17 protein-coding genes are annotated in these 13455 nt (G+C 74.2%); 10 read left to right on the top strand and 7 right to left on the bottom strand.

The features are described 5' to 3' along the window. Nucleotides 1–170: 170 nt before the first annotated feature. The 3 genes from QRT03_RS21155 to QRT03_RS21145 are packed head-to-tail and all read left to right on the top strand — an operon-like array spanning nucleotide 171 to nucleotide 2523. Nucleotides 171–1013, top strand: a complete 843-nt coding sequence (locus QRT03_RS21155) for a DUF1003 domain-containing protein (protein WP_286055032.1) — start codon at nucleotides 171–173, stop codon at nucleotides 1011–1013. Nucleotides 1014–1031: 18 nt separating this feature from the next. Then, nucleotides 1032–1793, top strand: a complete 762-nt coding sequence (locus QRT03_RS21150) for an SDR family oxidoreductase (RefSeq protein ID WP_286055031.1) — start codon at nucleotides 1032–1034, stop codon at nucleotides 1791–1793. Nucleotides 1794–1818: 25 nt separating this feature from the next. Then, nucleotides 1819–2523, top strand: coding sequence for a M24 family metallopeptidase (locus tag QRT03_RS21145; RefSeq protein WP_286055030.1), 705 nt, complete (start codon nucleotides 1819–1821; stop codon nucleotides 2521–2523). A gap of 4 nt (nucleotides 2524–2527) precedes the next feature. On the opposite strand, the gene QRT03_RS21140 is transcribed toward QRT03_RS21145, so the two are convergent. From QRT03_RS21140 to QRT03_RS21130, 3 genes are read right to left on the bottom strand one after another with little or no spacing between them, the layout of a single operon-like run. Continuing rightward, on the bottom strand, nucleotides 2528–2944 hold the full coding sequence (locus QRT03_RS21140; protein WP_286055029.1) for a tautomerase family protein: 417 nt from the start codon (nucleotides 2942–2944) through the stop codon (nucleotides 2528–2530). 17 nt (nucleotides 2945–2961) lie between these two features. Continuing rightward, nucleotides 2962–3996 (bottom strand): 4-hydroxy-2-oxovalerate aldolase, encoded by a 1035-nt coding sequence (gene dmpG, locus QRT03_RS21135; RefSeq protein ID WP_286055028.1) that lies wholly within the window; start codon nucleotides 3994–3996, stop codon nucleotides 2962–2964. Next, a complete protein-coding gene (locus QRT03_RS21130) occupies nucleotides 3993–4913 on the bottom strand; it encodes an acetaldehyde dehydrogenase (acetylating) (RefSeq protein WP_286055027.1) in 921 nt (306 codons plus the stop codon). The genes dmpG and QRT03_RS21130 overlap by 4 nt, the downstream gene beginning before the upstream one ends. A gap of 133 nt (nucleotides 4914–5046) precedes the next feature. Between QRT03_RS21130 and QRT03_RS21125 the strand changes: the two genes are divergently transcribed. From QRT03_RS21125 to QRT03_RS21115, 3 genes are all read left to right on the top strand, one after another. After that, a complete protein-coding gene (locus QRT03_RS21125) occupies nucleotides 5047–5727 on the top strand; it encodes a DUF4383 domain-containing protein (RefSeq protein WP_286055026.1) in 681 nt (226 codons plus the stop codon). Between the two features lie 80 nt (nucleotides 5728–5807). Next, a complete protein-coding gene (locus QRT03_RS21120; RefSeq protein WP_286055025.1) occupies nucleotides 5808–6602 on the top strand; it encodes an enoyl-CoA hydratase in 795 nt (264 codons plus the stop codon). Nucleotides 6603–6634: 32 nt separating this feature from the next. Next, nucleotides 6635–7036, top strand: coding sequence for a VOC family protein (locus QRT03_RS21115; protein WP_286055024.1), 402 nt, complete (start codon nucleotides 6635–6637; stop codon nucleotides 7034–7036). Between the two features lie 70 nt (nucleotides 7037–7106). On the opposite strand, the gene QRT03_RS21110 is transcribed toward QRT03_RS21115, so the two are convergent. Then, complete coding sequence (locus QRT03_RS21110) at nucleotides 7107–7793, bottom strand: hypothetical protein (RefSeq protein ID WP_286055023.1); 687 nt, start codon at nucleotides 7791–7793, stop codon at nucleotides 7107–7109. Nucleotides 7794–7961: 168 nt separating this feature from the next. On the opposite strand from QRT03_RS21110, the gene QRT03_RS21105 reads away from it, so the two are divergent. From QRT03_RS21105 to QRT03_RS21095, 3 genes are all read left to right on the top strand, one after another. Next, nucleotides 7962–9116, top strand: coding sequence for a sensor histidine kinase (locus tag QRT03_RS21105; RefSeq protein WP_286055022.1), 1155 nt, complete (start codon nucleotides 7962–7964; stop codon nucleotides 9114–9116). Continuing rightward, nucleotides 9113–9766, top strand: coding sequence for a response regulator (locus QRT03_RS21100; protein ID WP_286055021.1), 654 nt, complete (start codon nucleotides 9113–9115; stop codon nucleotides 9764–9766). Before QRT03_RS21105 ends, QRT03_RS21100 begins: the two co-directional genes overlap by 4 nt. 77 nt (nucleotides 9767–9843) lie before the next feature. Continuing rightward, nucleotides 9844–10515: a winged helix-turn-helix transcriptional regulator gene (locus QRT03_RS21095; protein ID WP_286055020.1), complete on the top strand. Its 672-nt coding sequence runs from the start codon at nucleotides 9844–9846 to the stop codon at nucleotides 10513–10515. On the opposite strand, the gene QRT03_RS21090 is transcribed toward QRT03_RS21095, so the two are convergent. Both QRT03_RS21090 and QRT03_RS21085 read right to left on the bottom strand, forming a co-directional pair. After that, entirely contained in the window at nucleotides 10433–11047 is a 615-nt protein-coding gene (locus QRT03_RS21090) for a ferric reductase-like transmembrane domain-containing protein (RefSeq protein WP_286055019.1), read from the bottom strand. The genes QRT03_RS21095 and QRT03_RS21090 overlap by 83 nt on opposite strands. After that, nucleotides 11044–11577 (bottom strand): carboxypeptidase regulatory-like domain-containing protein, encoded by a 534-nt coding sequence (locus QRT03_RS21085; protein WP_286055018.1) that lies wholly within the window; start codon nucleotides 11575–11577, stop codon nucleotides 11044–11046. The genes QRT03_RS21090 and QRT03_RS21085 overlap by 4 nt, the downstream gene beginning before the upstream one ends. Nucleotides 11578–11719: 142 nt before the next feature. On the opposite strand from QRT03_RS21085, the gene QRT03_RS21080 reads away from it, so the two are divergent. Beyond that, the gene (locus QRT03_RS21080; RefSeq protein ID WP_286055017.1) at nucleotides 11720–12544 is read left to right on the top strand and encodes an enoyl-CoA hydratase/isomerase family protein; all 825 of its coding nucleotides are present in this window, start codon (nucleotides 11720–11722) and stop codon (nucleotides 12542–12544) included. Here QRT03_RS21080 and QRT03_RS21075 read toward each other — a convergent pair whose 3' ends face one another. Next, nucleotides 12545–13387 (bottom strand): helix-turn-helix transcriptional regulator, encoded by an 843-nt coding sequence (locus QRT03_RS21075; protein ID WP_286055016.1) that lies wholly within the window; start codon nucleotides 13385–13387, stop codon nucleotides 12545–12547. Nucleotides 13388–13455 lie beyond the last annotated feature (68 nt).

Here is a 13455-nt window from a genome sequence, read left to right as displayed (position 1 = left end):
CCGCACAAGGCATGCTGAATCGCCGGCCCCCTCGATCGGCGCAACCTCGGAACCTGGAACGGTGCGGGCGCGTCCCACGGACGTCTCTGGATCGAGACAGCACCTCGGGGTGGGCCGGGCCCGGGAGGTGGACGGCGGACCGGCACGACGGGGGACCTCGGGTGGCGCGGGTGACGGATCCGGAGCTCGGGACGGCGGGCGACCGGGCGGCGGTCTGGATGACGCGGCGGGTGAGCTCGATGCTGACCGTCTACCTGACCGTCGGGCTCTCGGCGCTGTGGATGGTGCTCGGCGCGCGCCAGGTGCTCGGGTTCGACCCGTACCCCTATCCCGTCCTGCTGTTCGTCGGGAACGTCGTGCAGCTGTTGCTGATCTTCGTGATCCTGGTGGGGCAGCGGACGCTCTCCGCGGCGGGGGAGCGGCGCTCGCAGCAGACCTACGACGACGCCCAGGCCATCCTCGCGGAGTGCCACCGCCTGCAGGAGCACATCGACGCGCAGGCCCGGATGCTCAACCGTGCCGCGGACCCGCGCGACCGGCTCGACCCGTGCGACACCGCGCCGATCATGATCGCCCCGCCCCAGGCCGTGGCGCCCGCGGCGACGAACCGGAACCGCCGCATCGCCGCGTGGACGGCGCAGTGGCTCGGGTCGACCGCGGCCGTCGTCGTGACCGCCGTGATCGTGTTCGGGTGGATGGGGCTCGCCCTCGCGGGCGTGATCCCGGACCCCTATCCGTTCCCGTTCCTGCTGTTCTGCTCCTCGCTCGCGCAGCTCGTGCTGATGTTCGTGATCATGGTCGGACAGGACGTACTGGGCGAGGCCCAGGACCGGCGCGTGGTGGAGACCGCGAACCACACCGCGGTCGTGCTCCAGCAGTGCCGGCACCTGCGCCAGCACCTCGTCGCGCAGGACGAGCTGATCATGGCGTTGGTGGCGGCCCTTCCCGACGACGGGGCGGGTGCGCCCGCCCCGCGGGCCCACGACGACGCCGGGGTCTCGCCGCGGCGCTGAGCGCGCGAGGATGCCGGCATGGACCTCGGACTCGGCGGCCGGACCGCCCTGGTGTGTGCGTCGACCTCCGGGCTCGGCGAGGCGACGGCGCGGGCGCTGGCCGCGGAGGGCGCGCGGGTGGTGGTCAGCGGTCGCCGCGCCGACCGGGCGGCGGCGATCGCGGCGGAGCTCCCGGACGCGGTCGGCGTCGGGGTGGACCTCACGGCCGACGGCGCGCCCGAGCGCCTCGTCGAGGCGGCCGGCGAGGTCGACGTCCTGGTGCTCAACAGCGGCGGCCCGCCGCCGAGCGTGGCCACCGAGGTCGACGCCGGACAGATCACCACGGCCCTGGTCCCGCTGCTGCTCGCCCAGCAGCGCCTCGTGTCCCTGGTGCTCCCGGGCATGCGGCGCCGCGGCTGGGGCCGGATCCTGGCGGTCGGGTCGACCGGGGTGGTGGCGCCGATCCCCGGCCTGGCGCTGTCCAACATCGGGCGGGCGGCCCTGGGCGGCTACCTGAAGACGCTCGCGGGGGAGGTCGCCGCGGACGGGGTCACGGTGAACATGCTGCTGCCCGGCTCGATCGCGACGGCGCGGATGGCCGCGGTCGCCGCCGCCACCGCCGAGCGGGAGGGGATCGAGCAGGCCGAGGCGGAGGCGCGGGTCGCGGCCGGCATCCCGGCCCGGCGCTTCGGCGACCCCGCCGAGTTCGGCGCGGTCGCGGCCTTCCTGTGCAGCGACGCCGCGTCCTACGTGACCGGGACCGCGACCCGCTGCGACGGCGGGCAGGTGCCGTCGCTGTAGGCGCGCAGCGCCTAGCATCGGACGGGTGACGTCGCTGGACGAGGACACCAGGGCCCAGGAACTGGTCCGGGCCGAGGAACGCGCCGAGGAGCTGTTCGCCGAGATCGGCCGGCGCGGGCTCATCGCCCCGGGGGCCTGGGAGTCCCAGGTGAGTCGCGAGGTGCGCGACCTCGGGGCCGAGATGTTCGGGACGTCGCGGCACTGGCACAAGCGGGTCGTCCGCTCGGGCGAGAACACGCTGCAGCCGTACAAGGAGAACCCGCCGGACCGGCAGATCGCCGCGGACGACATCGTCTTCGTCGACCTCGGTCCTGTCTTCGCGGAGTGGGAGGCCGACGTCGGGCGGACGTTCGTCCTCGGCGACGACCCGCGCAAGCACCGCCTCGCGGCCGATCTGGACCGCGTGTGGCGGGCCGGGCGGGAGCACTTCGAGGCCACACCCGACATCACCGGTGAGCAGCTCTACGCGCACATGTGCGCGCTCGCCGAGCAGTACGGCTGGACCTTCGGCGGGCCGCACAGCGGGCACCTCGTCGGCGAGTTCCCGCACGACCTGATCGACGCCGACCGGCTGTTCAGCTACATCACGCCGGGCAACGACGTCCCGATGCACGCCGCGGTCGACGTCGCCGGGCGGCGCTGCCACTGGATCCTCGAGGTCCACCTGGTCGACCCCGAGCACCGGGTCGGCGGGTTCACCGAGCAGCTGCTCACCCTGCGCCGCGACTGACGCGCTACAGCCGCGAGGACCGCGCCACGATCTCCTCCCGACGACGGGTCGCGGCGGGCACCCCGCCGATCGACCAGTCGTCCGGGGGCACCTGGACGACCCGCCCGCGCACGCGCGAGCGGGTGGCGCCGAGGACCTCGCAGATCACGTCGGTGAGCTCGGCCAGCAGCCGGTGCCGCTGCTCCACCGGCCGGCCCTCGAGGACGGCGGCGGCGAAGTACGGCGCGGCGTCGCCGTCGACGGCCGCGGTGACGCCGCCGGTCATCCAGTGCTGCGGCGGATGCATCGTCACGAAGGCCCGGACGCGCTCGATCGGCGACTCCAGGACCGCCGCGTAGCGCTCGCTGACCCGCCGGAGCAGGTCCTCGAGGCGGCGGTCGTCGTGGTCGCCCTCGACCAGGTGGATCTCGACGACGGGCATGCGCCGAACGTACCTCCTCAGCCCTGCTCGCGAGCCCGGGCGAGCTCCAGCGCGACGTCGATGATCATGTCCTCCTGGCCGCCGACGAGCCCCAGCTCGCCGCAGCGCCGGAGGATCTCGTGGGTGGGCACCTTGTAGCGCTCGCCCGCGTGCTCGGCGTGGAGCAGGAACGACGAGTAGACGCCGGCCCAGCCCTGCACGATCGCGTTGCGGTCCATCTTGGGCCAGCGGTGCAGGTAGGGGCGGACGACGTCCTCGGCGGCGTCGAGCAGCGCCATGACGTCGAGCCCGGTCGAGACGCCGAGCCGGTCGAAGACCGCGGCGAGGACCTCGGTGGGGGAGTTGCCCGACCCGGCGCCCAGAGCGCACAGCGACCCGTCGATCTCCTTGACCCCGACCTCGGCGGCGATCACCGAGTTCGCGACCCCGAAGGAGAGGTTCTGGTGGCCGTGGTAGCCGACCCACGCCTCGTCGCCGACCTCCGCGACCAGCGCCTCGAAGCGAGCCCGTGCCTCGTGCATCAGCAGGGCGCCCGCCGAGTCGGTGACGTACGGGCACTGACATCCGGCGTCGACCATGATCCGGGCCTGCTTCGCGAGGTCCTCCGGCGGCGTGCGGTGGGCCATCATGAGGAACCCGACGGTCTCCATGCCCAGCTCGCGGGCGACGCCGAAGTGCTGCGGGCTGACGTCGGCCTCGGTGCAGTGGGTGGCCACGCGGACCACCTCGGCGCCGGCGTCGTGCGCACGGCGCAGGTCGTCGACGGTGCCGATGCCCGGCACGAGCAGCACCGCGATCCGGGCGTTCCGGGCCTCCTCGCGGGCGGCGGCGATCAGGCGCAGCTCGTCGGTGTGCGAGAAGCCGTAGTTGAAGCTCGACCCGCCGATCCCGTCGCCGTGCGACACCTCGATCACCTCGACGCCGGCCCGGTCGAGTGCCCGGACGGTGTCGCGGACCTGCTGCTCGGTGAACTGGTGGGCCTGCGCGTGCGAGCCGTCGCGCAGCGTCGTGTCGGTGATGCGGACGTCGTGGCGAATCTCCGGACGGCTCATGCGGCCACCCCCGTCGTGAGCATCTCGTGGGCGATCAGCTCGCCCACCCGGGCCGCGGCCGCCGTCATGATGTCGAGGTTGCCGGCGTACTCGGGCAGGAAGTCGCCCGCGCCGCGGACCTCGAGGAAGACCGCGACGCGCCCGTTGCCGTCCCAGTCCGGCCGCGGCGGGTCGAACTGCGGGTCGGCCCGAAGCGTGTAGCCCGGGACGTACTCCTGGACCCGCGCGACCATCGCGTGTACCGATGCCGAGATCGCGCTCGTGGTGGCGTCGTCGTAGCGCTCGCCCGGGATCGCGCAGAAGACCGTGTCCCGCATGATCATCGGCGGCTCGACCGGGTTGAGGATGATGATCGCCTTGCCGCGCGCAGCGCCGCCGACCTCCTCCACGGCCCGCGCGGTGGTCTGCGTGAACTCGTCGATGTTGGCGCGCGTGCCGGGGCCGGCCGAGCGGGAGGCGGCCGAGGCGACGATCTCCGCGTACGGCACGTCGACGACCTGCGAGACCGCCGCGACGACCGGGATCGTCGCCTGTCCGCCACAGGTGATCAGGTTGACGTCGGGCGCGTCGAGGTGGTCGGGCATGTTCACCGCGGGGCACACCATCGGCCCGAGGTGGGCGGGCGTGAGGTCCACCGCGCGGATGCCGGCCGCCTCGTAGCGCGGCGCGTTCGCCACGTGCGCCTTCGCCGAGGTCGCCTCGAACACGATGCGGGGGAGCGGGTCCTGCGCGAGCAGCCAGTCGACGCCCTCGGCGGACGCGGCGATGCCGGCCCGGCGCGCCCGGTCGAGGCCCGGGGACTCCACGACCCCGACCATCGCCGTCACCTCGATCGAGGGCGTACGGCCGAGCTTGGCCAGCAGGTCGGTCCCGATGTTGCCCGGGCCGACGATGGCCGCGGGGACCTTGTCGCTCATGCCCGCGACCGTGACACGGACCGCCCCGGGGCAGAACCGTCCCGTTCCCGCATGCGCAAAGCGGGGTGGTTGAGGTCACGGGAAGCGGCAATCCCGTCCTATCGGCCCGCCATCCCGGCCCAGGGGGACCTCCATGACCGACATCGACCGCTCCGACCTCACGCCCGACCACAAGGTCGTCGTCGTCCACCGCGCCGGGGCGGTGGTCGTCGCGCTCGTGATCGCGGCGTTCGGCGTCCTCGGCTTCGTCGGCGGGCTCGCCTTCTTCGACACGCAGGGGACGCAGGTCCTCGGGCTGTCGTCCAACGGGCTGCTGTCGACGATCTCGATCGTGACGGCGGTCGTGCTCCTCGCCGCGGCCGCGCGCGGCGGCCGGCTGTCCTCGACCGTGATGATGGTCGTCGGCGGCCTCTTCCTGGTCTCGGCGTTCGCCAACCTCGCGATCATGGCGACGCCGTACAACCTGCTGGCCTTCCGCCTGCCCAACGTCTTCTTCTCGATCGGCGCCGGGCTCGTGCTGCTGATCCTGGGGAGCTACGGGCGGGTCTCGGCGAAGCTCCCGGACGACAACCCCTACCGCGAGCCGCAGGAGGACGAGCGGTCGGACGACCCGGAGGCCTCGCTGCCGTCGCGTCCCCACAACCGCCGCGAGCAGGCGGCCGACCGGGAGATGGCCGAGGCGTCCCGCGCCGTCGGGCACGGCACGGCCACCGACGAGCAGCGGCGCCGGCTCGCCGAGATCGACCACCTGCGCACGCACGAGGAGCGGCGGGAGCGCTGGATGGCCTCGGCCCACGGGTCGGCCCAGGCCTGACCCCTGCGGTCGGAGGGGATGATCGCCCGGGACCCGCGCCGACCTGTCGTCGGGAAGGCATGGCTGCTAGACCATGGGTCATGGCCGCACCGGTGACGCACGCACAGGACACCGTGCGGGTGGAGGTGGACGGGACGACCGGTCGGGTCGTCCTCACCGCCGCCCGCCGCCGCAACCCCCTCTCGGTCGCCACGATGCGCGCCGTGACCGACGGGGTCCGGCAGGTCGCGGCCGCCGACGGCGTGCGCGCGATCGTCCTCGCCGCCGAGGGTCCGGCCTTCTCCGCGGGCCACGACCTCTCCAAGATGGTCGACCGCACGTTGGAGGAGGAGCGCGAGGTCTTCGCGGTCTGCACCGAGATGATGCGGGCGGTCCACGAGGTCCCGCAGCCGGTGATCGCCGCGGTGCAGGGCATGGCCGTGGCCGCCGGGTGCCAGCTCGTGGCCACCGCCGACCTCGCCGTCGCCGCCGAGGGCGCCGTCTTCGGGACGCCGGGGGTGAAGATCGGGCTGTTCTGCTCGACCCCGATGGTCGCGGTGAGCCGGGCGATCGGGCGCAAGCGGGCGATGCAGCTGCTCCTGACCGGCGAGACGATCGATGCCGCGACCGCCGTCGAGTGGGGCCTGGTCAACGAGGCCGTCCCCGCCGAGGCGCTCGAGGGGCGCGTGGCGGAGCTCGCCCGCCAGGTCGCCGACGCCAGCGGGGCGACCCTGCGCATCGGCAAGGAGGCCTTCTACCGGCAGATCGACCTCTCCGAGGACGAGGCCTACGCCGAGATGAGCGAGGTCATGGCCACCAACGCGATGACCTGTGATGCCCAGGAGGGCATGTCCGCCTTCCTGCAGAAGCGCCGGCCCGTCTGGCAGCACCGGTAGCCAGCGGTCCACGAGGCAAAGGAGCCCGTCGTATGTCGTTCCCCGGCCTGCAGCACGTCGCGATCACCGTGTCCGACCTGCAGCGATCCACCGAGTGGTACAGCCGCCTGTTCGGCGCCGACCCCGTGCTCGACGAGGACGAGGAGGGCGGCGAGTTCCACCACACCGTGTTCGCCCTCGACGGCGGCATGCTGTTCGGGCTGCACACCCACCAGGGGCGCGAGTCGAAGGACGCGTTCGACGCGCACCGCACCGGCCTGGACCACGTCGGCTTCGCGCTGCCCGACTCCGCGTCCCTGGAGCAGTGGGGCAGCCGGCTCGACGAACTCGGCGTCCAGCACGGCGGCATCAAGAAGGCGCACTACGGGTCGGGCATCTCGTTCCGCGACCCCGACGGCATCGCCCTCGAGTTCTTCATCGCGCCGGGCACGTAGGCGCCGGAACGAACGAACGGCACTCTCGCTGCATCTATGTGCGCGAGAGTGCCGTTCGTTCATTCTGAGGTCAGCGCTGCCGCACCAGCTTCGCGCCGATGACGAACAGCGGGCCGACGCTGATGAGCATCCCCAGCGCGATGCCCGCGTTCCCGAGCAGCATCGGCAGCACCATCATCGACGCCGTCCCGAGGACCGGGAGCGCGAGCAGCCACCAGCTCACGGAGCGGGCCCAGGCGAGCGCGATCACGACGAGCGCGACCCCGGCGAAGCCGACGAGCTTGCCCGACCACAGCCACGTGGTCGTCCACAGGTCGGTGGTCGCGGCCTCGAAGATCGCCCCGGCCTGCTCGCGAGGCACGGCGCGACCGACCGCCATCGCGTGCCAGTCCCCGAGCAGCAGGCCCGAGATCTGGATGGCGCAGAAGGACATGGCCACGGCGACGACGCCGACCACGCCCCGGCCCCGCGAGCCCCGCACCAGGGCGGGCACCGCGAGCACCCCGAGGGCGAACAGCACCCACGAGTAGTGCAGCAGGCCCGCGGACAGCCCCGTCAGCCACGGGGTGGCGGCGAGCGAGGCGACGTAGCCCGCGGTGGTCCCGTCCTCGCCGGGCGGGATCGTGGCCATGCCGCCGGCGAGCAGCAGCGGGGAGGCGATGAGGGCGATGCCTCCGGCGCTGGTCAGCAGATTCCGGCGGGGTGCGGTCGCCGGCGTGGGGGTGATGGCGGTCGTGGGTGCGTCGAGCGTGGTCATGGTGGCTCCTCGTGTTTCTCGCTGCGCTGTTCGAGCGATACGGGAACCGTAGGGCGCGGCGTAGTGTCACGGATCGTGTTCACGGTCCGATCCGCTCGTCCTGCGGTCCACGCGGGGTCCTCCCGCAGGAGGACCCGGGACGACGCCGCGCGCCCTACCGTGCGGCGGATGCACCCGGCGCTGACCCGGCTCGGCGTCGGACTCGTCGCCGGAGCGGTCGTCGTGCTCGGCTCGGCCGCCGAGGCCGGCGTCTACCGCGGGGTCGACATCGCGTTCTACCTGGTCCCGGTCCTGACGCTGGCCACGGGCGCGCTCCTCGCGCCGTTGCTGCCGTGGGTCGGCCTCCTCGCGGCGGCGGCGACCTTCCCGCTGCAGGCCCTCGCGGCCCCGGACCACCCGGGCGTCGGCGGGATCGCGCTGATCACGATGATGGTCCTGGTCGCGTACGGCGCCCGGCGCCTCCCACTGCAGGTCAGCGGGCCGGGGGCGGCGGTGGTCGCCGTGGGCGGGGCGACGGGCTCGATGCTCACGGGCGCGCCCTGGTTCGAGCTGGTCTTCTTCGGCGCCACCATGGGCGGCGCCTGGTCGCTCGGGTGGCTGCTGCGCCGGGAGAGCCGTCGCAGCACCGAGCTCGCACGGCTGGCCGACGAGCTCGCCGCCGAGCGCGAGCGTTCGACCCGGCTGGCGCTGGTCGAGGAGCGCTCCCGGATCTCCCGGGAACTGCACGACGCCGTCGCGCACTCGGTCTCGGTGATGACGCTGCAGGTCGGGGTCGTCCGCCGTCGTCTGGAACGGGCCGACGCCGAGGCGCCCGAGGTGACCGCGCTGCGCGCCGTCGAGGATCTCGGGCGGCGCTCGGTCGACGAGCTGCGCCGTGTCGTCGGGGTGCTGCGCGAGGACCGCGACGACGAGGTGCTGGTCCCGGCGCCGTCGTTGCGGCAGCTGGACGACCTGGTCGAGCGCCTGGCGGGCGCCGGCCTGGCGGTGCACGTCCGGGTCACCGGCGAACCCGGCACGCTCCCGCCGGCCGTCGACACCTCCGCCCACCGGATCGTCGCCGAGGCGCTCACCAACGTGCTCCGGCACGCCGGCACCGACCGCGCCGAGGTCGGCGTGCACTGGGAGGGCGGGCACGTCACCGTGGACGTCCTGGACGACGGCGTCGGCGGCGAACCGGCGGGCACCGGGCACGGCCTGGTGCACCTGCGCGAGCGGGCGCTGATGGCGGGCGGGACCCTCGAGGCAGGTCCCCGTCCCGACGGCGGGTTCCGGGTGCGAGTGGTCCTGCCGGTCCCGGCGAGCGAGCCGGTGGCCGTGCCGTGAGCCCGACCGGCGTGGTGGTCGCCGACGACGAGGCCCTCGTCCGGATGGGCCTGCGGATGCTGCTCGACGGCGAGGACGACCTCGAGGTCCTCGCCGAGGCCGCCGACGGCCGGGCCGCGGTCGAGGCCGCCCGCCGGACCGGGGCCGCCGTCGTCGTGATGGACGTCCGCATGCCCGGGCTCGACGGGATCGGCGCGGCCCGCGCCCTCGCGACGGCGGGTTCCCCGGCGCGCGTGCTCGTGCTGACCACCTTCGACGACCACGCGACGGTCGACGCCGCGCTGCGGGCCGGGGTGGCCGGGTTCCTGCTCAAGACGGCCCCGCCCGAGGAGTTGCTGGACGCCGTGCGCCGGGTGGCGGCGGGGCAGGGGGCGATCGACCCCGACGTCGTGCCGGGGATCGTCGCCGCCTACGGTCGGACGGCGACCCGCCCGGCCCGTCCGGCCGAGCTGGACGCGCTGACACCGCGGGAGACCGAGGTGCTCGGCCTGGTCGCCCGCGGGCTGGCGAACTCCGAGGTCGCGGCACGGCTGCACCTCGGGGAGACGACGGTCAAGACCCACCTGGGGCGGATCCTCGACAAGCTGGCCCTGCCCGACCGGCCGCGGCTCATCGCCTGGGCCTGGGAGCACGGGGTGGTCGGACCATGAGGTCCCTGACGTCCTGATGTGGCGATCCCCGGTCCTACAAAGTGACTTCTCGGTGGATGCGGGGTACCGTCGCGCGCATGGCTCCACGGCGCGACTACTTCGACGGCTGCGCGGCCGCCCATGCCCTCGACCTGGTCGGGGAGCGGTGGGCGCTGCTGGTGGTGCGCGAGCTGATGCTCGGCCCGAAGCGCTTCACCGACCTGCGGACCGGCCTGCCCCACGCCAGCCCGAACGTGCTCTCCCAGCGTCTGCGTGAGCTCGAGGACGCCGGGGTGCTGCGGCGCCGCCGGCTGCCCCCGCCCGCCGCGTCCGCGGTCTACGAGCTGACCGACTGGGGCTACGAGCTCGAGCCGGTGCTGCAGACCCTCGGCCGGTGGGCCTCCCGCTCGCTGCCCGAGGCCGACCACATCGGGGTCGACTCGCTGGTCATGTCGATGCGCACGATGTACTCCGCGGCCGAGGCGGCCGGCTTCTCCGCGGTGGTGCAGATCGTGCTGGCCGACCAGCCGTTCGTCGCCACCCTGGACGACGGCGAGTTCACCATCGTCCGCGGCGAGACCCACGGTGCGGACGCGACGATCGTGTCGCCGACCCCTGAGGCGTGGGCCGCGGTGCTCTACACCGGGCGCCCGCTCGACGCGGCGGTCGACGACGGGATGCTCACCGTCAGCGGGGACCGCGCGGCGGTGGACCGGCTGCTGACGCTGTTCCCGATGCCGGAACCGCTGGCCGAACCCGTCGCCTCCTGATCGCGGCGGCCACCCCGCCGAGCACCGACAGCGCCCCCGAGGCGAGCAGGACGACGGTCCCGGCTCCCTCGAGGGCGCCGTCGGTCAGCACGGCGTGACCCACCCCGAGCACGGCCGCGAGCAGGGCGAACCCGCCGTGCAGCAGCCGGAACGTCGGCCCGGACCACCCGAGTCGCCGGCGGGCGAGCCCGAGCGCCACCACGACGACGAGCAGCACCAGCGAAATCAGCGCCATCCGCGCCCGCGTGGGGCCGTCCGGCGACATCGCGAACAGCGCGTCGTCGGGGGAGAGCACGAGCAGCGCGACCACGTGCACCACGACCAGGGCGAGCACGGCGAGCCCCGTCGCCGCGTGCGCGCGCACCCGTCGACGCGCGAGCCACGGCTGCACGGCGAGGCCGACGACCGCCACGGTCGCCGTCAGCGTCGAGACCGCCAGCACGATCGGGGCGCCCGCCAGGTGCGGCGAGGTCGTCGCGACGACGAGGCCCGCCAGGCCGAGCACACCCGCAGCTATGACCGCCACCCTCACGGCGAGAGCACCAGGTCCACCTGCGCCCCCGTGTCCCCGTCGCGGGTGACGTTGCGCAGGAACACGCGGCGCCACGGGCCGGGGTCGTCGTACCCGACGTGGACGTTCGGCTCGCCGAACTGCGCCACGAGCGGGTCGGAATCGACGCGGTAGCGACCCTGGGCGTCCGTGCGCACGGAGGTCCGGTTGCGCTGCTCGCTCGCGGTCGCGGTCTGGGCCCACACCTGCACCCGGACGCCCGGCAGCGGGCGGCACGCCTCGTCCCGGACGGTGCCGGTGACGGTGAACCCCTGCCCGAGCGGGTCCGTGAAAGGCGCCTTCGGGACGTAGTTGTTGGTCCCGCCGGGGTTGGACACCGTCGGCGCGCAGAGACCTTCGGCCAGCTCCGCGACGGACGGCCCCTCGGGTCCGGAGGCCCGAACGCCCACGTCCCGGGCGCCGGTGCCGTGCAGGGAACTGGTCGCGAGGAGCACGCCGATCACCCACACCACGGCGACGAACACCGTGATCGCGGCGGGATGGGGCCTCACGCCCCCACTGAATCACGGGAGACGGAGCGCAGCGGAGCTCGACCCGGTTCGCGGGAGACGGAGCGCAGCGGAGCTCGACCCGGTTGACGGGAGACGGAGCGCAGCGGAGCTCGACCCGGCCGGACGTGTCACGATCACGGTCATGAGCAGCGCCGCCGAGCCCGCCGTCCTCGTCGAGACCGACGACCAGGAGGCGGTGACCACCGTCCGGCTCAACCGCCCGGACAACCGGAACGCGCTCACGGTGGAGCTCAAGGTCGCGCTGCGCGACGCGCTCGAGGCCGTGGCCGACGACCCGTCGGTGCGCGCGGTGGTGCTCGCGTCGAGCGGGAAGGCGTTCTGCGTCGGGCAGGACCTGCGCGAGCACGCCGAGGCGCTGCGCTCCGGCGAGGACGGCGCGATCGGCGCAGACGCGCTCTCGACCGTGCCCGAGCACTACAACCGGATCGCGTCCGCCCTGGGCACGATGCGCAAACCGGTCGTCGCGTCGATCAACGGCACCGCGGTGGGGGCGGGACTCGGCTTCGCCCTGGCCTGCGACCTCCGGGTCGCGACGGCGGGCACGAAGTTCGCCACCGCCTTCGCCGGAATCGGCTTCGGCGGTGACTCCGGGCTCTCCGGCACGCTCGCGCACTGCGTCGGCTCCTCGCGCGCCACCGAGCTGCTGATGCTGGGCGACACCTTCACCGCCGAGCAGGCCCGGGACTGGGGGATCGTGCGGGAGATCGCCGACGACCCGGCGGCGACCGACGCCGCCGCACTCGCCCTGGCCCGCCGGCTCGCGGCCGGCCCGACGTTGGCGTTCGCCGAGATCAAGGAGGCCGTCGCGCTCGGGACGGTGTCCTCGCTGCGCCAGGTGCTCGACCACGAGGCCGCCGCCCAGGCACGCCTCGGCGCGACCGAGGACCACCGCAACGCCGTCGACGCGTTCGTCGCGAAGGAGAAGCCGGTCTTCCGGGGCCAGTAGTCAGACCGCCTGCAGGCCGACCACCCGCAGCAGGTCCAGCTTCTCGGCGTCCTCGGTCCCGGGGGCCGCGGAGTAGACGACCAGGCGCTGGTCGTCCTCGGGCACCTCGAGGACGTCGCAGTCCAGGACGAGCGCGCCGATACCCGGGACGAGGTAGCGCTTGCGCTCCACGCGGCGGTGCTCGACCGGGCGCGCGTCCCAGAGTTCGGCGAACCGGGGATGCGTGCGGTGCAGCTCGTCGACGAGGCCCCGCAGCCTGCGGTCACGCGGGTAGCGGGCCATCGCGGCGCGGGCGCGGGCCACGGTCGAGAGCTCCAGCCGGTCCATGGACCCGTCCTCGTCGGTCGCGAGCCGGATCCCGGCGTCCTCGCCGAACTGGAACCACAGCATGTTCCGGCGCTCGCGCGGCACCGCCGAGACGTCGCCCCACAGGGCGGCGAGCAGCGGGTTCCAGGCGAGCAGGTCCTCGCGGGGACCGACGAGCATCGCGGGCAGATCCTGCATGCGGTCCAGCAGGCGCAGGACCGACGGCCGGACCGCGTCGCGCACCCGGTCGGGCGCCGGGAGCGCGACACCCGCCAGGTCGAACAGGTGCGAGGTCTCGGCCGGCGCGAGGCGCAGGGCCCGGGCGAGGGCGCCGAGGACGGACTCCGACGGGTGCGGCCCGCGGTCCTGCTCCAGGCGGATGACGTAGTCGACCGACACGCCCGCGAGCTGCGCGACCTCCTCGCGCCGCAACCCGGGCGTGCGGCGGCGGGGGCCGGCGGGCAGGCCGACGTCGGCGGGGGAGATGCGCTCCCGCCACTGACGCAGCGCCGCGGCGAGTTCTCCGGTGTCGCTCACGGGCTCCAGCCTGCTCCTCCCCGCGGCCCGCTGCCTGGGACCGTCGGTCCCTGGCAGGCACCGCGGGC

Source organism: Actinomycetospora termitidis (genome assembly GCF_030286555.1).
Lineage (GTDB): Bacteria > Actinomycetota > Actinomycetes > Mycobacteriales > Pseudonocardiaceae > Actinomycetospora > Actinomycetospora termitidis.
This window is presented reverse-complemented; position numbering and strand designations above follow the sequence as displayed.

What these genes read in the sequence shown, in the direction of transcription:
- QRT03_RS21150 (WP_286055031.1), top strand. Translation starts at nt 1,032, where the DNA reads ATGGACCTCGGACTCGGCGGCCGGACCGCCCTGGTGTGTGCGTCGACC.
- QRT03_RS21140 (WP_286055029.1), bottom strand. Translation starts at nt 2,944, where the DNA reads ATGCCCGTCGTCGAGATCCACCTGGTCGAGGGCGACCACGACGACCGC.
- dmpG (WP_286055028.1), bottom strand. Translation starts at nt 3,996, where the DNA reads ATGAGCCGTCCGGAGATTCGCCACGACGTCCGCATCACCGACACGACG.
- QRT03_RS21130 (WP_286055027.1), bottom strand. Translation starts at nt 4,913, where the DNA reads ATGAGCGACAAGGTCCCCGCGGCCATCGTCGGCCCGGGCAACATCGGG.
- QRT03_RS21125 (WP_286055026.1), top strand. Translation starts at nt 5,047, where the DNA reads ATGACCGACATCGACCGCTCCGACCTCACGCCCGACCACAAGGTCGTC.
- QRT03_RS21120 (WP_286055025.1), top strand. Translation starts at nt 5,808, where the DNA reads ATGGCCGCACCGGTGACGCACGCACAGGACACCGTGCGGGTGGAGGTG.
- QRT03_RS21115 (WP_286055024.1), top strand. Translation starts at nt 6,635, where the DNA reads ATGTCGTTCCCCGGCCTGCAGCACGTCGCGATCACCGTGTCCGACCTG.
- QRT03_RS21110 (WP_286055023.1), bottom strand. Translation starts at nt 7,793, where the DNA reads ATGACCACGCTCGACGCACCCACGACCGCCATCACCCCCACGCCGGCG.
- QRT03_RS21105 (WP_286055022.1), top strand. Translation starts at nt 7,962, where the DNA reads ATGCACCCGGCGCTGACCCGGCTCGGCGTCGGACTCGTCGCCGGAGCG.
- QRT03_RS21095 (WP_286055020.1), top strand. Translation starts at nt 9,844, where the DNA reads ATGGCTCCACGGCGCGACTACTTCGACGGCTGCGCGGCCGCCCATGCC.
- QRT03_RS21080 (WP_286055017.1), top strand. Translation starts at nt 11,720, where the DNA reads ATGAGCAGCGCCGCCGAGCCCGCCGTCCTCGTCGAGACCGACGACCAG.